The 19,988-nt window shown below is 65.6% G+C and carries 18 protein-coding genes; 3 read left to right on the forward strand and 15 right to left on the reverse strand.

Going from position 1 to position 19,988, the window contains the following annotated elements; all coding sequences use genetic code 11:
• Nucleotides 1-100: 100 nt before the first annotated feature.
• A complete protein-coding gene (locus tag ACSU1L_RS07225) occupies nt 101-1,057 on the forward strand; it encodes an aldo/keto reductase (protein WP_438253887.1) in 957 nt (318 codons plus the stop codon).
• Between the two features lie 39 nt (nt 1,058-1,096).
• Here the strand turns inward: ACSU1L_RS07225 and ACSU1L_RS07230 are convergent, their stop codons facing one another.
• The gene (locus ACSU1L_RS07230; RefSeq protein WP_438253886.1) at nt 1,097-1,762 is read right to left on the reverse strand and encodes an SDR family NAD(P)-dependent oxidoreductase; all 666 of its coding nucleotides are present in this window, start codon (nt 1,760-1,762) and stop codon (nt 1,097-1,099) included.
• Between the two features lie 130 nt (nt 1,763-1,892).
• Here ACSU1L_RS07230 and ACSU1L_RS07235 point away from each other — a divergent pair, with 130 nt between their 5' ends.
• On the forward strand, nt 1,893-2,651 hold the full coding sequence (locus tag ACSU1L_RS07235; protein WP_438253885.1) for an SDR family NAD(P)-dependent oxidoreductase: 759 nt from the start codon (nt 1,893-1,895) through the stop codon (nt 2,649-2,651).
• 61 nt (nt 2,652-2,712) lie between these two features.
• Here the strand turns inward: ACSU1L_RS07235 and ACSU1L_RS07240 are convergent, their stop codons facing one another.
• Nucleotides 2,713-4,245 carry an ABC transporter substrate-binding protein gene (locus ACSU1L_RS07240; protein ID WP_438253884.1) on the reverse strand — a complete coding sequence of 511 codons (1,533 nt, stop codon included), beginning with the start codon at nt 4,243-4,245 and terminating at the stop codon, nt 2,713-2,715.
• Between the two features lie 174 nt (nt 4,246-4,419).
• On the opposite strand from ACSU1L_RS07240, the gene ACSU1L_RS07245 reads away from it, so the two are divergent.
• On the forward strand, nt 4,420-5,349 hold the full coding sequence (locus ACSU1L_RS07245) for an MBL fold metallo-hydrolase (protein ID WP_439255252.1): 930 nt from the start codon (nt 4,420-4,422) through the stop codon (nt 5,347-5,349).
• A 17-nt stretch (nt 5,350-5,366) separates the two neighbouring features.
• Here ACSU1L_RS07245 and ACSU1L_RS07250 read toward each other — a convergent pair whose 3' ends face one another.
• The 13 genes from ACSU1L_RS07250 to ACSU1L_RS07310 form a co-directional block, all read right to left on the reverse strand.
• Nucleotides 5,367-6,347, reverse strand: a complete 981-nt coding sequence (locus ACSU1L_RS07250) for a PaaX family transcriptional regulator (RefSeq protein WP_438253882.1) — start codon at nt 6,345-6,347, stop codon at nt 5,367-5,369.
• Entirely contained in the window at nt 6,344-7,561 is a 1,218-nt protein-coding gene (locus ACSU1L_RS07255; RefSeq protein ID WP_438253881.1) for a D-arabinono-1,4-lactone oxidase, read from the reverse strand. The genes ACSU1L_RS07250 and ACSU1L_RS07255 overlap by 4 nt, the downstream gene beginning before the upstream one ends.
• A complete protein-coding gene (locus ACSU1L_RS07260; RefSeq protein ID WP_438253880.1) occupies nt 7,558-9,042 on the reverse strand; it encodes a class I adenylate-forming enzyme family protein in 1,485 nt (494 codons plus the stop codon). The genes ACSU1L_RS07255 and ACSU1L_RS07260 overlap by 4 nt, the downstream gene beginning before the upstream one ends.
• A gap of 1 nt (nt 9,043) precedes the next feature.
• Nucleotides 9,044-9,337 carry a hypothetical protein gene (locus ACSU1L_RS07265; RefSeq protein WP_438253879.1) on the reverse strand — a complete coding sequence of 98 codons (294 nt, stop codon included), beginning with the start codon at nt 9,335-9,337 and terminating at the stop codon, nt 9,044-9,046.
• Between the two features lie 22 nt (nt 9,338-9,359).
• A complete protein-coding gene (locus tag ACSU1L_RS07270) occupies nt 9,360-10,148 on the reverse strand; it encodes an SDR family NAD(P)-dependent oxidoreductase (protein ID WP_438253878.1) in 789 nt (262 codons plus the stop codon).
• 29 nt (nt 10,149-10,177) lie between these two features.
• Nucleotides 10,178-10,990 carry an SDR family NAD(P)-dependent oxidoreductase gene (locus ACSU1L_RS07275; protein ID WP_438254274.1) on the reverse strand — a complete coding sequence of 271 codons (813 nt, stop codon included), beginning with the start codon at nt 10,988-10,990 and terminating at the stop codon, nt 10,178-10,180.
• A 2-nt stretch (nt 10,991-10,992) separates the two neighbouring features.
• Entirely contained in the window at nt 10,993-13,437 is a 2,445-nt protein-coding gene (locus ACSU1L_RS07280) for a CaiB/BaiF CoA transferase family protein (protein ID WP_438253877.1), read from the reverse strand.
• Nucleotides 13,434-14,624, reverse strand: coding sequence for a 2-hydroxyacyl-CoA dehydratase subunit D (locus ACSU1L_RS07285; RefSeq protein WP_439255253.1), 1,191 nt, complete (start codon nt 14,622-14,624; stop codon nt 13,434-13,436). The genes ACSU1L_RS07280 and ACSU1L_RS07285 overlap by 4 nt, the downstream gene beginning before the upstream one ends.
• 144 nt (nt 14,625-14,768) lie before the next feature.
• Nucleotides 14,769-16,037 (reverse strand): 2-hydroxyacyl-CoA dehydratase, encoded by a 1,269-nt coding sequence (locus ACSU1L_RS07290; RefSeq protein ID WP_438253875.1) that lies wholly within the window; start codon nt 16,035-16,037, stop codon nt 14,769-14,771.
• Nucleotides 16,034-17,086: an ABC transporter ATP-binding protein gene (locus ACSU1L_RS07295; protein ID WP_438253874.1), complete on the reverse strand. Its 1,053-nt coding sequence runs from the start codon at nt 17,084-17,086 to the stop codon at nt 16,034-16,036. The genes ACSU1L_RS07290 and ACSU1L_RS07295 overlap by 4 nt, the downstream gene beginning before the upstream one ends.
• Entirely contained in the window at nt 17,083-18,084 is a 1,002-nt protein-coding gene (locus tag ACSU1L_RS07300; RefSeq protein WP_438253873.1) for an ABC transporter ATP-binding protein, read from the reverse strand. The genes ACSU1L_RS07295 and ACSU1L_RS07300 overlap by 4 nt, the downstream gene beginning before the upstream one ends.
• Nucleotides 18,081-18,956 (reverse strand): ABC transporter permease, encoded by an 876-nt coding sequence (locus ACSU1L_RS07305; RefSeq protein ID WP_438253872.1) that lies wholly within the window; start codon nt 18,954-18,956, stop codon nt 18,081-18,083. The genes ACSU1L_RS07300 and ACSU1L_RS07305 overlap by 4 nt, the downstream gene beginning before the upstream one ends.
• Nucleotides 18,953-19,978 (reverse strand): ABC transporter permease, encoded by a 1,026-nt coding sequence (locus tag ACSU1L_RS07310; protein WP_438253871.1) that lies wholly within the window; start codon nt 19,976-19,978, stop codon nt 18,953-18,955. Before ACSU1L_RS07310 ends, ACSU1L_RS07305 begins: the two co-directional genes overlap by 4 nt.
• Between the last annotated feature and the right edge of the window lie 10 nt (nt 19,979-19,988).

The raw sequence follows: 19,988 nt of genomic DNA on the forward strand, positions 1-19,988 counted from the left end.
GCGCCGTACAGAAGCTTTATATTCAGTATTCTGGCACACGTGCGAATACTTCAACGTTACATCTAGAGTGGAGACGAACCGACCGATTCTGGAGGATCCCGTGGCCGACATCTCCCGACAGCTCCGCTCCCTCGAGCCCCGCATCGCCCTGGGTACGAACGCCTTCGGCTGGACGGCATCGACAGACGAGTCCGCCGCAGTGCTCGATGAGCTGCTCAACCGCAGCACCTCACCGATCCTGCTCGACACCGCCGACGTCTACACGGCGCCCGGATCCAGCGACGAGGTGCTCCGCACCTCGGAAGGAGTGATTGGCGCCTGGCTGTCCTCCCGTCCAGGCGTCCGGGAGCGGACGCTCATCGCCTCAAAAGTCGGCGGCGGAAGCGGGCGCGGCCTCCTCTCCGCGGATGCGATTCGGCGCGGCGCGGAAGGGTCACTGGGACGGCTGAACACCGACCATCTCGACGTCTTTTACGCCCACAAGGACGACCCGACCGTGCCTCTCGAGGAGACAGTGACGGCGTTCGATGCACTCGTCAGCGAGGGCCTCATCCGAGGCGTCGGCCTGTCAACCTACACGCCTGAGCGGATGCGTGAATGGATCGAACTCGCCGACCGCATCGGGGCACGCCGCCCCGTCGCAGTTATGCAGCGATACAACCTCATCTCACGGCGAAGCTTCGAACGCGACTATCTGCCGATAATCGCCGAATTCTCCCTCGCCGGGTTTGCGTACTTCGTCCTCGCATCCGGTCTGCTCACCGGGAAGTTCTCCTCACAGGACGAGGTCACCGCCAGCGCGAGAGCCAAGATGACCGCGGTGTTCACCAAGGATGAGGCGTTTACGTTTGTCGAAATCCTCCGTGACATCGCACGCCAGGTGGGCCGCTCACCGGCAGCCGTGGCTACCGCGTGGATGACCGGACGCGAGGGCGTGACGGCGCCTGTGGTCGGCGCGCGAACACCTCAGCAGCTGTCGCAAATCCTTGACGAGCTGGCGCCGCTTCCAAGCGAAACCGCCGCTGCACTTACGGAGGCGTCCATGTCGTTCGCGTGAGCACCCGGCGGTGGACACCGCGCGGCGGCAGAGGCCCGCTCAGATGATCGAAGCGCCGCCGTCGATCACGATCGCCTGCCCTGTCGTGTACGACGCGAGAGGCGACATCAGGAACACCACTGCGTCCGCAACGTCGGATGCGGGAGCTGCGGGGGCCAGCGGCACGGCGGGTGCGTCGATGACCGATCCGGTCATGGGATTGAGGATCCCTCCAGCACAGACCGAATTCGCACGTATGCCTTGCTCGGCTCGTCGCACCCCAACCTGTCGAGCGATCTGGGTGACAGCTGCCGCCATCGCTGAGTACGGGGCACTCGCGCCGGGAACATCCACCGCGGCCGCGGTCGTCGACTGCAGCACGATGCTGCCACCCCGGCGGTCGGCCATATGATCGGCGATCAGATCTACCAGGCGCACGACATCCGAGACCGACGACATACCGGCGAGCCCGCCAAGCCATGCGACGTCGAATCCTTCGCACCAGTCGAAGACAACAGCGGGAAGGACAGCCCCTTCCGAAACCGCGGAAGCGACCTTGCCTCCGGCACCGGAATGCTTCGCCGCCAAAGCCGCTACCGCCTCCGCTACGTCGTCCACGAGCAGCACCGCGGCACCTTCCACGATGAGTCGCTCTGCCACCGCGGTTCCGATAGCCGAAGTCGCGTCCGTGACGAGCGCCGTCTTGCCAGCCAGTTTGAGATCCATATCTGCCCCTTGCCTCTGAATATGCGCACGAACGTGCGACGACTTCGACGCACCCCGGAGCAAAATAAATCAATATAGCCCCGATCATATGTTGATATAATGCATATTGAAACTCGAAGAGGAGAAGATCATGGATCTCGGACTTGACGGAACGGTGGCCGTCGTCACCGGTGGTGGCAGCGGAATCGGACGCGCGACAGCACTGCGCCTCGGCCGGGAAGGCGCGGCTGTCGTCGTCGCAGACCTCTCGGAGGAGCGCGCAGACACGGTGACGCGGGAGATCATCGCCAACGGTGGTGTCGCACTCGCCGCACCCGGCGACGCATCCACTGTCGACGGCGTCGATCGCATCGCGTCGCTCGCCGAGCAGTGGCGGGGTCCGGCGACGCGCCTGTGCTTGAACGCAGGCATCGGCGGTGAAGGCGATGTCCGCTCCATGAGCGTCGATGATTGGCGCCTAGTGTTTGCGATTAATCTCGAGTCGCAATTCCTCGCCGCTCAACGCTTCCTCAACCCAATGATCGAGGCCGGTGGCGGCGCCATCGCGACGACAGGCTCGTTCGGCGCTTTTCGTTCGGGTCACCCCACCTCCACCCCCGCCTACGGCGCATCGAAGGCCGCCGTCACGCAGTTCGTCCGCCACCTCACCGCGCGCTTCTCGGCGCACGGTGTTCGCGCGAACTGCATCTGCCCGGGATCGGTGCAGACAGGATTCGGCTCGGCCGCCGTCGGGTCCGGCACGATGGTCACGGCCCCGATGCGCGCCCCCGCCGGACGCCGCGCGCAGCCGGAGGAGATCGGTGACTGGATGGCATTCCTGCTGTCCGATCGCGCCCGCCACCTTCGCGGTCAGGTCATCCTGGTGGATGGCGGCCGCTCCGCAGTCTGAGTCGTGCAGGACACGAGGAAGCGGCGTGGGTCATGACCCACGCCGCTTCCTCGCCTTTCGCCTACTTTTTCACGGCCACCCCGTCGATAATCGGGAACCCGGCCTTCCACTCCTGCATGCCCACCAGATCGTCGCTGTATGCGACGGTGTAGTTTCGCCACAGCACGGGGATGTAGGCGGGCACCGTCTCCTGCGTCAGGCGCGCAATGTCCGCGAAAGCCCGCGCGCGCTCGTTGGGGTCCACAATCCCCTCGCTCGCGCGGATGAGCTCATCCAGGCCATCGACCGTGATGGATCCGGGGTTCCGCACCGACTCGGCGCTCAGGTGCCGCCAGAGAAACGGCGTCGGATCCAGGGTGGGGACGAGGTTCTGGGTGGCGATGGGGATGGTGGGCTTCACCCACGTAACCTCCGCGATGCTAGCACCCTGAGGGAACGCGAGATCGACATCGATGCCTATCTCCGCCCAGGACGCCTGGAGCGCCTCCGTGAGTTGCTTGTTGTTCGCCTGCCCCGCGAATGTGTACCTGAATCCATCGGCGTACCCCGCCTCCGCCATGAGTGCGCGCGCCCGGGTGAGGTCATACGGGATCTCCGCAAGGGACTCATCGAACCCGAAGCGTCCGGGCGCGATGAATTGATTGGCAGCTGCAGCATGGCCGAAGAAGATGCCATCGACGAGGCCCGCGCGATCGATTGCCATGGACATCGCGGCGCGCACGCGCGGATCAGCGAGTTCGGGGGCGAGATCGGGGTTGAGTCCGATGCCGACAAACTCCGAGCCGTCAATCTCATAGGAAGGGATGCCTGCGGCGCTGATCGAGTCGGCGAACGCCGGCTCGATCAGCGCCATGTCGATCTCTCCGGATCGGACGGCGTTCGCCATCGCGGTCGGATCCTCGATCCAGCGCAGCGAGACGCCGGCGAGCTGAACGCTCTCCGCGTTCCAATGATCGGGATTCCGAATGAGGTCGAGCTGCACTCCCGGCGCGTCTCGATCGACGGTGAACTTGCCGGTTCCGATCGGAAGCTCGTAGTCACCGGACGCGACCACGTCGGAGCTCAGCATCAGCCCAGCGCGAGACGAGAGCGTCTCGGGGAATCCGACCTGCGGCGCCGAGAGCGTCACGCGAAGGTGCGTGTCGTCGATCACCTCGATGCCGGCCAGCGCCGCGAGGTCGGCCTTCGAATTCGAAGCGTCACCCGCGTAGTACTCGAGAGTGTCGCTGACGTCCTGCGCATCGAAGGTCGACCCGTCACTGAAGACGACGTCGTCGCGGAGCTCGAACTCCCATGTCGAACCCGCATCAGGCGTTGCCCAACCCACGGCGAGCCCCGGCTCCAGCGTCAGGTCAGCTCTCACACGCACGAGGGTGTCATAGACCATGTCGTAGATTGGGACGATCGTGGCCCCGGGCATCTTGGACGGATCCCAGGAATTGTGCAAGAAGCGCACTCCGATCGAGATCGTCGCCCCCGTGTCGATCGTGACGTCGTCCGCACTCTCCGCGGAAGATGTTCCTGCGCACCCCGCGAGCGCAAGCGTCACCCCGGCGATCGCGGATATCGATCGCGCTAGTTTCCGGTTCTTCATTCCACTCCTTTGTGTCTGCATTACCGTGATAACAGACACTAGCATTGCATCCGATCGGAGTGCGATTGATGTGTTTATTTCTATATCTCTGCTAAAAAGAGAGCGGATACTCTCCGACAGCACGGGCAGTTTGAACGTGACGCTTGTTTAATTTTCTGATCGGAAGGAAAAAAGATGATAGATTCTGCGCGTACACCGCTTCCAGGCCCTGCGGAGTTCCCGTTGCGCTGGCAGGTCGGAGAGGCACGGATCACGCGTATCCCCGAGAAGTACGTCGAGCTTGCGTTCGCCACCTTCCTGCCGGACGGTGACCCGGATGCCCCCGAGCTCGGCTGGATGCCCCGCGCCGCCGTCACCGCAGACGGGGACGCGGTGCAGAGCTTTCACTCCTTCGTGATCGAGATCGGCGACGAGGTGATCGTCGTCGATACCGGCTATGGCGATCGGAAGATGCGCCCCGGTCGCGTCAACGCACATATGCTTCGCACGACGTACCTGGACTCATTCGCGCTGGCAGGTTACAGCAGGCGCGACGTCACCACCGTCATCAACTCCCACGGGCACCTCGATCACATCGGGTGGAACACCGTGCTCGAAGGCGACGCTTGGGTTCCGGCGTTCCCGCAGGCCCGGTATGTGATGGATCATGTCGAGCTCGCGTATTGGACCGAGGGCAAACGGAGCCCCGCCAACGACGAGGATGCGCAGATGCGGGCCATCGAGGATTCACTGCTGCCGCTACGCGCGCATGGCGTGATGACCACTACTCGCGGCGCGCAGGAGATCAACGATGGCGTGGAGGTCGTGCCGTTCCCCGGACACACTCCAGGGCACCTGTGTGTCCGCGTCCGATCCAACGGCGCAGAGGCGTGGATCACGGGTGATCTCCTCATCCACCCCAGCCACATCAGCTTCCCAGAGTGGGGCTGCTCGATCGACACCGATCCGGCGCAGGCAGAGCGTTCGCGGCGTAGCTTGCTCGCGCAGGTCGCCGATCGCGATGTACTCGTCCTCGGCTCGCACTGGGTGGCGCCGACCGGGATGCGCGTCCAGTCGTCGCAGGCCCAGCGCTTCCAGGGCATGCTCGTGGTCGCGCCTCACTGAGGCCGCTCAGCGGGCGATCAACGCGTCAGCAGGTCCTGGTCGCCCGGTGACATTGCCGCAAGCTCGTCGAGAGTGCGCAGCGCGGCTTCCCGCACGCGTTCGGCCCAGACCTCGTCGATTCCGTCCAGCAGTTGCTCGAAGCGGAACACTGCCAGCGGACCGAGCGCGTCGAACACGCGGGCGACGGAGTCTCGTGCTTCCCGCCGCAGCCAGCCTTCCGGCATGAGCGAGAGCGGCAGGCCTGGATCTAGCGGCACCAAACGACGGTATCGAGTGAGCAGCAGCGTTCGTTTCACCAGTGCTGCCGCGGGAGAGAGATCGCCAGCGGCGAACTGCGCCGCGAGCTCTTCAGCCTCGTCTAGGACGATCGCATACGCCGCATTGATGCCTTCGAGGTCCCACGATTCGATCGGCTGACGGCCGCGCACCATGAAAGACGAATCCTCGACGAGATGCGCACTGAGCTGTTCGACCCCGCGAACGTCGGCCTTCGTGACGGCGACCTCCCGCAGGTCTCCAGGCGCGATCCACACGCCGTCGTAGAACGGTGCGAAGCCCTCCAATCTCAGCGAGTCGCGCAGTGCCATGCGAATCCGACTCTGCTGCTCCGGCACGGAGAATGCTACGACTGTCCACACCCCAGACCAATCGTCGGTGAGGCCGAAGTTCAGTATTCGTCGCACACCCGGCTCTGCGCGGCTTCGCGTAGGAGGAGCGGCGCGGAAGAAGAGATTCCTGCCGGCCTTTCGTGTCTCGAGGAGATCGTCGCGCTCAAGACGGCGGAGCGTGGCACGCGCGTTCGGTGCCGCGACGTCGAAATCCGCGAGTACCGAGACCAGAAAGGTGCCCGGGACCTCGATGGCAGCGTCATTGCGCCAGTAATATGCGAAGAAGGTCGCCATGATGTCGCGTGCGGTAATGCGTCGAGCTAGCCTTCCCTCCGCACGGCCACCCACGGTGGCGGCATCGCTCTCCGAATCGTCCAGAACCGTCGTCATATGCTCTCTCCTCTTCGTGACCCGCCGACGTGCGCCGTCAACACTCTCTGACTCGGTGTGAGGAACCTCCCCATCGGATCGAAACCGCAGCGTACGCCTTCGAATTTCGTGAAATCCGGGTACTGAGCGCTCAGGTACTCGACCGAGCGACAATGCTCCTTCGCCCAGTGCGGTCGCGCGCCATAGACTACCAAGATCTCTTCGAGCATCGCGAACAACGTGGGGAATCGCTCGCCGCTCGGAGCCGCAGCGGACACCGTGACCGACGTTCGCCCGGCGTACGGCGACAGGTACGCCGCATCCGACGACACGACCCGCAGCGCGACAGGCATCGCGATCTCGACCTCTGGTGCCCGCCGGAGTGCATCGTCAATCTCGCGCACGAGGTCGCCTGCCCGATCCACCGCCGCTGCATGCTCCGTAACGGTGAAGGCCGCAGGCGCCGTCGCACCTGCGGAAGCGAGCGCCACGTAGCTCGGTAGTGCACCCTCGGCGCCCGGCCGCGCCGGCGCCCACTCCTTCAAGTGGAATCGGCGTCCTTCAGGAGCACCGTCACCTCGTGGGTGCCACCGCACCGCGCGTCGGACTCCGTCCTGCTGGGTGAGCCAGCCAGACGAGAACTCGGCATACCAGGAGTCACGCACCGTCATCCAAGTCGCCGCATGCACGCTCATGTCAACCTCGGTCACGACGCCAAGCATGCCCAGATTCACCTGCGCAGCGCGAAGCACGGCGTTGTCGTCGCCGGTGACGGAGATGATCTCACCGTGGGCATCCACGATTCGAAAGGCGCGCGCGTATGCAGACAGTGCCGCTTGCGTCGCGCCCGAGCCGTGCGTCGCGGTTGCCAGGGCACCGGCGATGCTCTGCCCAGAGAACCCACCGAGAGTCGGAAGTTCGAGACCTCGATCCCATAGATCCGCGCACAGGTCGAGCAGTCTCGTTCCCCCGGCCGCCGAGACGATGCCGGCGTCGAGGTCGATGCTGCGCACACCCTGCAGGCGATCGGTGTGGATGACCACCGCCTCCTCGCCGACGGTGTCTGCCCAGGAGAAGCCCGGCCCGACCGCGCGCACCTGTCGCCCTTCGGCCACGGCCTGCCTGACCGTTTGCGCGATGCCGGTCTCATTGGCCGGGCGCTCCTGCCGCGAGACGGAGACAGTCCGAGACCCGCTCCAGTTGGACCAGGTTTCGGACGACGCCTCCGGTGTCACGACGCGCGCTCGACCAGCTGCGCGCGGATGTCCTTGCGCAGGAGCTTGCCCATCTCGTTATGGGGCAGCTCGCCCCACACAACGATGTTCGCCGGCACCCGTGAAGACCGCAGACGCGATCGAACCAGCGTTCGGAGTTCATCCGGGTCCACCGTCGCCCCGGGCAATATCACCAGCACCGCCACAGGCACCTCGCCCCACTGGTCATCCGGCATCGCCACAACGGCGGCATCCACTACCGTCGGATGCTCCCGGAGAACATCCTCGATCTCACCGGGCGAGATGTTCTCGCCTCCACGTATGATCACATCGTCCGCACGTCCGCTGAGGAAGAGGTAGCCACCCACGTCCAGCCTGCCTCGGTCCTTCGTCGCGAACCAACCGTTGACCAGGTGTGAATCCATCCCGCGGTACGCACCCGCGATCTGCGGACCTCGCACCCAGATGTCACCTTCGTCGCCCGGTGGCACGATCGCACCGTCATCTCCGCGGATCTGCAGCTCGATCGACGGGATCGGCCGACCGACGGAGCCGAGGCGCGCACGCACCGACAAGTCCGAAGACGCCAGTGCCTCACGGTGGTCGTCCGGTCCGAGTAGCGCAATCGTCGAACTCGTCTCGGTCAGACCGTAGGCGTTGGTGAACCCCACGTGCGGCAGGTGCGCGAGAGTGGCGCTGATCAGCTCCACGGGCATCCGTCCGCCGCCATAGGACAGTGCGCGCAGCGACGGCAGCGTCTCACCGGTCGAGACGAGCTCGTCCAGGATCCGCTGTAGCATGGTCGGCACGACCATCGCCGAGGTCACCTTCTGGTCGCTCACGGCGGCGATCCATCCCTCCGCGTCGAACGAGTCGAGGTAGACCATCTTCCGCGCGGCGAACACCGACGAGAGCACGGCGGCGATCCCCGCGACATGGTACGGGGGCACACTGACCAGCGCGGCGTCTTCCTCGGGTGCGGAGAGCATCTCCACGGTGCCGAGGATGTAAGACGTCAAATTCTCGTGGCTCAGCTCCACGATCTTCGGCTCACCGGTGGTGCCGCTGGTGAACAGCCACACCGCGATGTTCCCGCCATCAGAGGAGGCGGATTCGACGACAGCAGGCGTCCGCGCCTGAGCGATATCGAGAAGAATCGCGTCGCCCACACCCCCGACGCGACGTGCGCCTGCGTCGTCTGTGACGATGAGTACCCGCCCGAGGCGCTCGACCTGGCGGCGCAGCTGCTCGTCGGCGAGCCGATAGTTCAGCGGCGCGAACGGGATACCGGCGGAGGCGGAGGCGAACAGGAGCAGCGGCACCGCCGCCGAGTTTGTCCCGATGAACGCGATCGCCTCTACGCCGTCGTGGGCTGCACGGGCCGCCAGGGACTGCGCACCCCGCTGCACCTCTGCATACGACAGCGCTCCCTGTCCATCGACGATCGCGGTTCGGTCCGGCGCGATCTCGGCGATGGTGCTGAGCAGAACGGAGATGCTCATGTCAATCCGAGGAGGGCAGTGGTGTCGCGGCGCGCTGGCCCAGCTCACGGCCATCGGCGGTGAGCGGACCGGCGCCGGGGCGTGTGACCATCACGACGAGGCTGGTCTGCGCATCCTCGAACCGCTTTCCGACGGCGAGTTCTGCACCATCGCCGTTCCCTTCCACACCCTCGGGGCGTTCGGTCAGCATAGGCGCACCTGCGCACGCGAGCTCGACATCCGCACCGGTGACGATGATCGCCTCCACGCTGGACGCGGCGCTGAACACACGGGTTCCTGCAGTCCAAGTAGTCATATTCTCTTCCTTTCTCCGAGGCTCAGCGGCCGCGGAATTTTTCTGCTCGCAGGCGAAGGGAACCGCCATCGACGGGGAGGATGTCGGATGTCACGTACCGCGCTTCATCCGACGCGAAGTACAGCGCCGCGCTCGCGATGTCATCGGGCGTGCCGCGGCGCTTGATCGACAGATCGACGATGCCGTCGTCGTCGTACATCCCGGAGGCGCGCACGGCGTTGCTCATGGGGGTCTCGACGGGACCGGGGCAGATCGCGTTGACGCGGATACCGTACTCGCCGTACTGGAAGGCCAGGCTGCGCGTGAGAGCGACCACCCCACCCTTCGACGCGGCGTACCCGGCGCGGGGCGCCATGCCGATCGCGGCGGCCGAGGCAATGTTCACGATCGATCCGCCGCCGCCGCGCTCCATGAGCGCCGGCAGCGTGTGCTTGCAGCACAGGAACACACCGGTGAGGTTGACGTCGAGGAGGCGCTGCCAGGCGTCCTGCTCGAGTTCGTGCAGCCTGAGCGTGTCCCCGAACGAGATGCCGGCGTTGTTGACGAGGATGTCGATCCCGCCGAAGGAGTCGACGGTGGCCTGCGTCATCGCCGCGACATCATCCGCGTCGGTGACGTTCACCCGCAGGGCGATGGCTCTGCCGCCGCGCTCGATGATCTGCGAGACCGTCTCCTGGGCCGCCTCGAACGCCAGGTCGGCGACCGTGACCGATGCGCCTTCCGCCGCGAACCGCCGGGCGATGCCCCGTCCGATCCCGCTGCCGGCTCCGGTGACGATGGCGCTCTTGCCTGCGATCCTGCCGCTGCTCATTGTCTGTGCTCCTTCTTCCCGCGCCATGGTCAGTCCGTCCGCGTGCGTGTCGTGCCGCCATCGACCGGCAGCACCGTGCCAGTAATGTAGGACGCCTCATCAGATGCCAGGAACGTCGCCGCATAGGCGATGTCGTCCGGCTCGCCGAATCCCGGCAGGACCTTGCTGACGATCGGCCGTGCGTCGTGCTCGGCGGCCGTCGTCGCGATGAAGTCGTTCTTGTACTCCGAGATGTGCGCCAACTCGGTGCGCCGGTCGGTCTCGATCGTGCTGGGGGTGATGATGTTCGCCCGCACGCCGTACTCTGCGGCCTGCGCGGCGACCGCCTTCGTGAGCGCGTTGACCGCCGCCTTCGATGCGGCGTAGACGGGTAGCGCGGATTTGACCAGCGAGGCGATCGACGAGATGTTGACGATCGATCCGCCGCCGTGCTCGCGCATCACGGGCAGAACGTGCTTCATGGTGAAGAAGACGCCCTTGGCGTTCACGTCCATAGTCCGGTCCCACACCTCCTCGGTGAGGTCGGTCAGTTCGGGCGGTTCGATCCCGTAGACGGCGTGGTTGTTGCAGAGCACGTCGACCCTACCGAAGACACGGATCGTCTCCGCGACCAGATCGCGCACCTCGTCCTCCTTCGAGACGTCGGCGCGCACGAAGTGCGCCTGGCCGCCGGCGATGCGGATCAGCTCCACGGTCTCTTGACCGGAGACCACGGTGCGGCATGTCACGACGACTCGAGCCCCCTCTCGCGCGTACATCTCCGCGATCGCGCGTCCGATGCCTGTGCCGGCGCCTGTGACGATGGCCGTTCGCCCGGACAGTCGACCCGATCCTGAATCCATACTCACTGCAGTGCTCCTTCCAAGAGCAGGTCGATGAACTCGACCTCGCTGAAACCGAGATCACCGGTGACGATCTGCTCGTTGTGCTCGCCCATCATGGGCGCGGCGGTGACCTCGGCGACCGTGCGTGAGAGACGGAACGGGGGCACCTGGTGCGGGAAAGCGCCGAGCACGGAGTGCGGTACCTCCGCGAGGACCCCGCGGTGGGTGAGCTGAGGATCGGCATCGATGAAGTCGTGCGGAGTTTGCACGGCGCCCGCACGGACGCGGGCGGCCTGGAGCAAGGTCATGACCTCGTGCGGCTCGCGCTCGCGCGTCCACTCCGCGACGAGGTCGTCGAGGCGATCCTCGTTGTGCTTGCGGTCCTCGTGCGTGGCGAAGGCAGGATCGGTCGTCCATGCGGGTGCGCCGATGGCCGCGGCGAAGCGCGACCATTCCTCGTCGCCGAACACCGCGATCGCGCTCCAGCGATCCTCACCCGCACAGGGGTAAACACCGTGGGGCGCGGCATCCGTCACGCGGTTGCCGGTGCGACTCTGCTCGCGTCCGTTCACCTCGAAATCGAGGGTCGCGGGCATGATCTGTTGTGCGGTCACCTCGTACATGCTCGCTTCGAGGTACTGGCCCTGGCCGGTACGACGTCGGTGAAGGAGCGCCCCCACCACGCCGATCGCGTTGACCAGCGGCACGATGTAGTCGCCGTAGATGCCCGCGCTGGGGGTGATCGGCGTGCGATCGGGCCATCCCGTCAGGTGCAGTCGCCCCGAGATCGCCGCGCCGGTGCCGTCGATGCCCCATTCGTTCGCCAGCGGCCCGGTCTGACCGAACAGGCTGCCGCTGATGTAGATGACATCGGGGTTGATCTTCTTGACGTCTTCGTACCCGTAACCGAGGGCGGCGAGGGTGCCGGGGGTGAAGTTCTCGTTGATGACGTCGGCCTGTCGGATCAGTCCTTCGATGACGCGACGAGACTTGGGGTTCTTTAGGTCGATCGACAGGCTCTTCTTCGAGGTGTTGAAGTGCGCGAACCAGGGCTTGTCGTCGAAGCTGGTGCGCGTCGATCGGGAGAAGCGGCGGTCGACGCGCGTCATGTCGGGACGCTTGGAGGATTCGACTCGGATGACCTCTGCCCCGTGGTCGCCGAGGAGCTTGCCCGTGATCGACCCGACGAGTGCCCAGCCGAAGTCGAGGACACGGATCCCGGCGAGCGCTGGCGTGGTCGGAGCGTCACACGGAGCTGCGGCGACGGTGTCCCTCGGTGCGCCGCCGAGGCCGGCGAGGATCTCTTCGGTGTCGGCGCCGAGCGTGGGGGCCGGCGTCGTGATGCCGGTCGTGGAAACACTGGCTTTGAAGAAGTAGCGCGGGATGTCGATGCGACCAAGCGCAGGGTCCTCGACACGCGACCAGTACTCCCGCGAACGGAGGTGCTCACAGGCGTGGACGTCGCCCGGCTCGTTGGCCACGGTCGCATTCAGGCCCCGTGCGAGCGACTCCCGGCGGACCTCCTCGCGGGTGAAGCGGAGGAAAAACGGACCGATCACGTCGGCGAAGCGGCCCCATTCCTCCTGGGTGATGCCCGCCTTGTCGAACGACATCCAGTCGTCGATCTCCTGCAGCGCGTGAACCGGGTGGTATTCGCCGATCCAGTCGCTGAGCGCCTTGTTGGCGGTCGCCCCGAAGGCGCCGCCGAGCATGTGCCAGAACAGGTGCCCGTCCTTGCAGGGCCAGAACCAGTCCGTCGCCGTGGGGCCAAGCTGGGACTTGTGCCCCTCACGGGAGAGGGCGACGCCCTCGCTCCAGGCCACGATGGCCGAGGTCATCCGGCTCGCGGCAACCTCCTGCACGGAGACGTCGACGTCCTGACCCGTGTGCGAGGTGTCGGCCTCGAAGTACGCGAGCATCACGCCAAGCGCCGCTGCCACACCGGCGTGGAAGTAGCCCGAGTCGAGAGCTTCCTTGACCGGCGGCAGATCGGGGTCTCCCGTGTTGTTGAGCACTCCGCTCATCGCGATCACTGTCAGCTCGGAGGCGATGTACTCGGAGTACGGGCCGGTGCGGCCGAACGGTGTCACGGAGGCGCCGATGAGTGCGGGATTCTCGGCGCGGAGGTCTGCCACCGCAAGACCGCGACGTTCGAGGGCACGCGGGTCGGACCCCTCGACGATGATCTGCGACGTCCGCGCGAGTGCGCGGAACGCGTCTGCACCTTCGGGGGTGTCCAGATCCAGCACGATGCTGCGCTTGCCGGCGTTGAACGACCGCCAGTAGAGACTGTTCTCGATGCCGGGCTCGTCGCCGCGGAACGGTGGCAGCTTCCGGGCAGGGTCGCCGCCGGGGCGTTCAACCTTGATCACTTCGGCACCGAGCTCCGCAAGGATCTTTCCGCAGACAAATCCCATCTCGTCTGTCAGGTCCAGTACGCGGACCCCTTCGAGCATCGCGGTCATCGCTTCTCCTCTGTCGTGTCGTCGCGCCGCGGGTCGAGACCGCTGAGCAGGTCTCCGATCACAGCATGCAGGTGCGCCGTCTCTTCGAGCGCGTAGTCGGTGTCGGGCAGTGCCAGCACCGCGATGCCGCGAGCGCGCAGTGCTTCGGCCTGGTCCGGGAAGTCCCAACCGTAGGCGCTGTCGCCGCGGAGGTGGAGCGCGATGACGGCGTCCGGCTGTGTCGCCGCCGCCATCTCGACACGCTGCGCGATGCGGCGCTCGCGACCGAATGCCCAGCTCTCGGGGAATTTGTACGTCCAGCGATCGGCCAGTGCGTCGAAGGGATCGGAGTTCTCGCGCACGGGTGTGTGGGCGTAGCGCATGCCGAACTCGGTGTCCTCGCCGACGACGACGGCTCCGAGATCCTCGATCAGGCGGACAAAGCCGAGTTGGTCGACGGAGCTGCCGCTGAGGAAGACACGCGGCGCGCCGGCCAAGCCACCCACCGGCTCCCGCTCGTCCAGCGCGTCGAGCGTCTCCTCGAGGAGCCCGTTGAAGCGCTGCTTCGGCATGAGCATGGCGGCGAGTGCGATGGCCGCAGCGTCGACGCCGGTGATGGTGGAGTTGTCGGATGCGCGGATCGCCTCGACCCGACGGAGCAGTTCGCGCGTCCGATTGACGAGTCGGATGGCATTCTGCAGACTGTCGGCGGTGACGGCACGCGGGCCGATCGCAGAAAGCTGCTCGGCGAGGAGCACCATTCCGGCGCGATTGTATTCGCGGTGCTCGGCGAAGCTCCCGCGTGCGCGTTCGAGATACAGGGTGTGCGCGATGTCAGGCGCGCCGAAGACCGAGCGATAGGCCTCGAAGAAGCCTGCGGTCTCGCCGATCCAGCGGTCACCGCCGGTGACGCAGAGCACCTCGACGGCATCGTGGCGACCGGTGGCGAGCGCTTCGTACAGGTAGCGGATGCGGGTGGGCGCCGACACGTCGAGATGGGCGTCGACGGTGGCGGGTGCGACGGCGAGGTCGCCGGTCAGGAGCATCGGGCGGTAGCCCGCCGCGATCGCGATCTCCTCCGGGAAGCCGGTGTCGAGGAATCCGGCGATGGGCTCATCGACCCCGCCGGTCAGCTCGGTGATCGCGGCCGCATCCCAACGCGCCTCCACGACGTGATGGAACACGCTGAACGCCGTATCGCGATCCATGCGAACCTCCTCATTCACCATCATGTTTAATATCTTACCACTCGATCGAACGAATTGTGTTACACATATTGCAGGGCCGTCTGCGTCTTCCGCGTGACGACTGGCGGGCGTGACGACGTGCACCACCCGTCGATCCGTTCAGATCTAGGAACTGCCCGTGCTGCTCTGGATTCCCTCGATGAAGGTGGTGACCTGCGCCCGCATCGACTCCTCGTCCCAGGCCTCGCTGTCGAATGGCGCGTAGTCGAGCAGTAGAACCTCGATGCCCGCGACCTGCAGCTCGAGCGCCATGTATCGGGACGACGCGATGGTGTCGCGCGTCGCCGCTCTGGCAGGAAGGACGACGCCGTCGATCCCGAACTCCCGGCACTGCGCCACGATCAGCGACGCGGCGGCCTTCGGGCTGCTGCCGGTGTACTTCATGTGGCGGCGCAGGAACGCCGAGCGTAGCGCATCCTCGCTCGGGTCCTGGATGAGGCGCTTCGCCCGGGGCAAGTACATCGTCTCGATGAACACGGTGTCGTGACTCTCCTCCCAGGCGTTGAGGAAGCCGAGGTTGAACCACAGCGGCGTCCCACCCCAGAGCAGACGGGTCTTCTCCTCCGGCACCGCGAAGGCTCCGTCGGCGGCGCGCTGCTCGACCTCTGCGTGGACGCGCTTGACGTGCTCGAGCGCCCACTCGTGGCCGAAGTGGGTCTCGAAGATGGCCACCTCGGAGTAGGCATCCGTCGCTGTGAAGAGCGCGGGGCCGCCGCTCCCCCACCCCAGCTGCACGATGCGCTCGTAGTACTCGGCCATCTCGTTTGCGCGATGCATCAGCTCGCGCAGATCGGTCTCCCGGTACGGTATGCCGGTGACCTGCTCGAGCAGCCGCACCGCCGCGCGCACCTCGTTCGTCGCGAAGTCGAGGATTCGCGGATCGCGCCATTCGGGACCGTCCCACCAGCCGTCGGGGATGCCGAGCTGCCGATAGGGGTCGTCGGTCAGGAGCACGGGCACGCCGAATTCGCGGCCGTACAGCTCATAGATGCCCGGCTCCTGCATGTATCCACCGAAGATGGCCGCCGGTGTGGGCAGCCCGCCGTACGGCGCGCGGGGGTCGGGATCGAAGCAGTAACCCAGCGGCAGGCTCTCGTAGTTGGAGAGAGAGGGGAAGTACCCCCGCCGTTCGATCGCACGCTGGAATTGACCGTACATCTGTTTAGCCGCGAGGACCGAGCCGTATTGGACGGGCAACACGAGGTGGATCCCCATCGCATTGAACAGCTCCATGGGGCCGTAACCGAAGACGAAGGGGCTGCCGTTCGCGATGTCGGACCACATGAGCTCGCTGTGGGCCTTGTTCAACGCGGTGGCCTCCCGCACCGAATCGAGCCGCTTGACGCTGCGCACGCCCTGCCACTTCTGCGTCATACCGATGCCCCGCCCTGGGTAACGCCGATGATCGGGAGTGCTCTCAGCGGCGCGCCCGCGAGGGCCGGGCCGGTGGTGTGGAGGTGGCACCGTGAGATCCCGCCTCCGATGACCTCGATGACCGGCGCCGGCTCCACGTGGCAGATCTCCATCGCGTACGGGCATCGGCTGCTGAACGAGCATCCGGGTGGGGGATTCGTCGGGTCGGGGACGTCGCCGTCGAGCACGCGCTTAGCCGTCGACCGCTGCAGCTCCGGATCCGGCTCAGGCACCGCCTCGAGAAGCACCTGGGTGTAGGGGTGCGCAGGACCGTCGAACAGCCGATCGACCGGGCCCTCCTCCATGACCTCGCCCAGGTACATCACTGCGACGCGATCGGAGATGTGACGGACGACGGCGAGGTCGTGGGAGATGAAGAGATACGACAGCCCGAGTCGCTCACGCAGGCTCTCGAGTAGGCTGAGCACCTGATTCTGCGTCGAAACATCGAGCGCGCTGACCGCCTCATCGCAAATGAGGATCTCCGGCTCGAGCACGATGGCCCTCGCGATCGCGATGCGCTGCCGCTGACCTCCGGAGAACTCGTCAGGGTAGCGGTCCGCGAATTCGGGACGCAGACCGACGAGATCCAGCACCTCCGCGACGCGCTCGCGACGCTCCCTGGCGGATAGCCGCGCGTGCACCTTGAGCGGTTCCGCGACGCTCTGGCCGACGGTGAGCGAGGGATTCAGAGACGAGTACGGATCCTGGAACACCATCTGCACCTTGCGGCGATGCGAGCGGAAATGCCTCTCGCTCAGGTCCGTGACATCTGACCCGAGCAGGACAATCCGCCCTTCAGAGCGGATCAGTCGCATCACGGCACGCGCGAGAGTCGACTTGCCGGACCCGGACTCCCCCACGATTCCCAGCGTCTCGCCAGCGCCGAGCGTGAGGTCGACTCCGCGTACCGCGCGCACCGTGGTGCGGTGGCCGCCGCGGACCACGGGAAAGGAGACCACGAGATTCTCGGCCTCGAGGACGTTCGCAGCGTTCGCAGCATCGCTCATGACGTCACATCTTCCTTCCATTGAACGCCCCGTGTGCATCGGTTGGCGCGGTCGTCTCCGACCTCGATGAGCGTCGTCGGCTGCAGGCACTCCTCGAGCGCATGCATGCATCGTGGCGCGAATCGGCAGCCGGCGGTGAACTCAACCGGCCGCGGCGGCGTACCGGGGATCCACTCGAGCTGCTTGCGGGCGCCTCTGAGTCGCGGCATCGATGCGAGTAGCCGACTAGTGTACGGGTGCTGCGGCGAGGCGAATGTGTCGCGCACGTCTCCCGTCTCCACGATCTGCCCTGCGTACATCACGGCCACCCGGTCACAGATGTCGGCGACGACACCCATGTTGTGCGTGATGAAGATCATCGCCAGACCGAGCTCGTCGCGCATATCTGCCAGGAGCGAGAGGATCTGCGCTTGGACGCTGACATCGAGCGCCGTGGTCGGTTCGTCGGCGATCAGCAGGGCAGGGTCGTTGGCGATCGCCATCGCGATCAGCACACGCTGGCGCATGCCACCCGAGAACTCATGCGGGTAGCTCTCGGCGCGCGCTTTCGCGTTCGGGATCCGGACCTTGTCCATGGCTTCGATCGCGAGCCGCTTGGCCTCGGCACGCGTCACACCCTGGTGCAGACGAATCCCTTCGGCAATCTGGTTTCCCACCTTGAACGAAGGGTCCAGACTCGTCATCGGCTCCTGGAAGATCATCGCCATGCCGTTGCCACGAAGCCGGGCGAGCTGTTTCTCTGGCATCGTCAGGAGGTCGGACCCTCGGAACGCCGCGCGCCCTGACGCACGCTGGCCTCGTCGGCGTCCGACGAACCCCATCATCGTCATGGCGGAGACACTCTTGCCGGAGCCTGATTCGCCGACGAGACCCAGCGTCTCACCGGGGCGCACCGAGTAGGTCACGCCGTCGACTACGGGAATCCAGCGCCCGTCGATCTCGATCTCCGTCCGGAGGTCGGCGACTTCGAGAATTGGTTCCGTGCGGTCAAGAGTCATCGAACGACCTTCTTTCCAATGGAGTCGCGGATGCCATCGCCCAAGAGATTGAGGGAGAAGACACAGAGAGCGATCATCAGGCCGGGGAAGACCGCAAGCCACGGCGCGCGATCAATGTAAGCGAATGAGGAAGAGAGCATTGCACCCCAGGAAGCCTGTGGCGGTTGGACGCCGACGCCGATGAAACTCAGGCCCGCTTCGATGAGCATGACCTGCCCGGCCAAAACGGCGATATAGACGATGAGCGGCGGAATGACGTTCGGCAGGATATGTCGGCCGAGGATCTGCACGGACGGCGTGCCAATGCTGCGCGCCGCTTCTACGTAGGTCTCCTCCCGAACGGAGAGGACCGACCCACGGATGAGACGGATCGCTCCGGGGGCGAGCACCACGCCCAGTGCGATCATCGCGTTGCTGAGGCTGGGTCCGAGGATTCCGGCGATCGCGATTGCGAGCAGGATGCCGGGGAAGCTCATCAATACGTCGGTGACGAACATGATGACTCGCTCCACCCATCCGCGGAAGAACCCTGCCGCGAGCCCGAGCGTCACCCCAATCGATACGGTAAGCACGGTGCCCTGCAGCGCGGCGCTGAGCGAGACCTGCGCGCCTGAGATGAGTCGGCTCATCAGGTCTCGGCCAAGTTCATCGGTGCCAAGTACATGACCGTCGACACCGGGGGCGAGCAGGACGGATGTGAGCGCTGTCGCGTCTGGGTCATAGGGGCTCAACAGATCGGCGAAGACAGCCACAAGCACCGTGAGCACAAGGGCTACCAGACCCGCGATGGCGAGCTTCTGGTGTGCGAAGCGTTGTGCGAAGCCGACACGCTTAGGGCGACGACCAGTGGGTATTTGGATCGTGAAGGTCATGACACGCGCACCTTCGGGTTCAGAACGGTGTAAAGCACATCGGTGAGGAAGTTGACAACAATCACGATCACTGTGGTTACGAGCACGATGCCCTGAAGGACGGGGATGTCCTTGGCGACGACCGAATTGATCGCGAGCGTACCCAGACCTGGGATGTTGAAGACCTTTTCCACCACCACCGAGCCGCCGAGCAGCCCCGCCATCTGGTAGCCGATCACGGTGACCACCGGCAGCGAACCATTTTTGAGCGCTCGGGTCCACAGCACACGGGAGCGCGACAGACCCTGCGAGCGGGCAGTGCGAATGTAGTCCTGGGTGAGCGTATCGGAGATCGAGCTGCGAGTCTGACGTTGCAACTCTGCGCCCACGGCCATGGCCAGAGCGATGGCCGGGAGGATGATGTGGGCGAACCAATCAACCGGATCGTCCTCGAATGCGGTGTAGCCCACCGCGGGGAAGATCGGGATGGCGAAGGCGAATAGGAGGATGAGGATCATCCCGACCCAGAAGTTGGGAGTCACGATTCCCAGCGTCGACAGGACAGTGGTTACGCGGTCCGCCATCCGCCCACGATAGGCGGCGGCGAGCATCCCGACGAGCACGCCAGCGATCACCGCGATGGCGATGGCCGTCAGCGCGATCGACATCGTCGCGGGGAGCCGGTCGAGAATGAGCGCACCCACCGGAGCTCGGAGGGTGAACGATGTACCCAAGTCTCCGACGAAGAGCCCGCCGAACCAGCTGAGATACTGGACGATCCACGGGCGATCGAGGCCGAGCTCGGCCCGAATGAGGGCAACGGTCGCTGGGTCCGCATCATCACCAGCGAGGGCCAGTGCGGGGTCCCCCGGCACGAGCGATGTCAGGCTGAACACCAGCAGCGTGGTCGCGATGAACACGAGCAGCATCCGACCGAACTTCGTACCGAGGAACCGGAGGGCGCCCCGCGTCACGATGGGGCGCCGATCCGCTCTGCCGTCCGCCGGCGCTCGGCGCAAGGCCTCAGCTTTGGTCGCCGTCATGGTAACTCCT

The sequence above is a fragment of the Microbacterium sp. A94 genome (genome assembly GCF_051842855.1).
Taxonomy (GTDB): Bacteria; Actinomycetota; Actinomycetes; order Actinomycetales; family Microbacteriaceae; genus Microbacterium.

Excerpts from the sequence above, each read along its gene's own strand:
- ACSU1L_RS07300 (WP_438253873.1), bottom strand. The coding sequence starts at position 18,084 with ATGACTCTTGACCGCACGGAACCAATTCTCGAAGTCGCCGACCTCCGG.
- ACSU1L_RS07310 (WP_438253871.1), bottom strand. The coding sequence starts at position 19,978 with ATGACGGCGACCAAAGCTGAGGCCTTGCGCCGAGCGCCGGCGGACGGC.
- ACSU1L_RS07285 (WP_439255253.1), bottom strand. The coding sequence starts at position 14,624 with ATGGATCGCGATACGGCGTTCAGCGTGTTCCATCACGTCGTGGAGGCG.
- ACSU1L_RS07230 (WP_438253886.1), bottom strand. The coding sequence starts at position 1,762 with ATGGATCTCAAACTGGCTGGCAAGACGGCGCTCGTCACGGACGCGACT.
- ACSU1L_RS07265 (WP_438253879.1), bottom strand. The coding sequence starts at position 9,337 with ATGACTACTTGGACTGCAGGAACCCGTGTGTTCAGCGCCGCGTCCAGC.
- ACSU1L_RS07240 (WP_438253884.1), bottom strand. The coding sequence starts at position 4,245 with ATGAAGAACCGGAAACTAGCGCGATCGATATCCGCGATCGCCGGGGTG.
- ACSU1L_RS07290 (WP_438253875.1), bottom strand. The coding sequence starts at position 16,037 with ATGACGCAGAAGTGGCAGGGCGTGCGCAGCGTCAAGCGGCTCGATTCG.
- ACSU1L_RS07275 (WP_438254274.1), bottom strand. The coding sequence starts at position 10,990 with ATGGATTCAGGATCGGGTCGACTGTCCGGGCGAACGGCCATCGTCACA.
- ACSU1L_RS07250 (WP_438253882.1), bottom strand. The coding sequence starts at position 6,347 with ATGACGACGGTTCTGGACGATTCGGAGAGCGATGCCGCCACCGTGGGT.
- ACSU1L_RS07305 (WP_438253872.1), bottom strand. The coding sequence starts at position 18,956 with ATGACCTTCACGATCCAAATACCCACTGGTCGTCGCCCTAAGCGTGTC.
- ACSU1L_RS07260 (WP_438253880.1), bottom strand. The coding sequence starts at position 9,042 with ATGAGCATCTCCGTTCTGCTCAGCACCATCGCCGAGATCGCGCCGGAC.
- ACSU1L_RS07280 (WP_438253877.1), bottom strand. The coding sequence starts at position 13,437 with ATGACCGCGATGCTCGAAGGGGTCCGCGTACTGGACCTGACAGACGAG.
- ACSU1L_RS07235 (WP_438253885.1), top strand. The coding sequence starts at position 1,893 with ATGGATCTCGGACTTGACGGAACGGTGGCCGTCGTCACCGGTGGTGGC.
- ACSU1L_RS07245 (WP_439255252.1), top strand. The coding sequence starts at position 4,420 with ATGATAGATTCTGCGCGTACACCGCTTCCAGGCCCTGCGGAGTTCCCG.
- ACSU1L_RS07295 (WP_438253874.1), bottom strand. The coding sequence starts at position 17,086 with ATGAGCGATGCTGCGAACGCTGCGAACGTCCTCGAGGCCGAGAATCTC.
- ACSU1L_RS07270 (WP_438253878.1), bottom strand. The coding sequence starts at position 10,148 with ATGAGCAGCGGCAGGATCGCAGGCAAGAGCGCCATCGTCACCGGAGCC.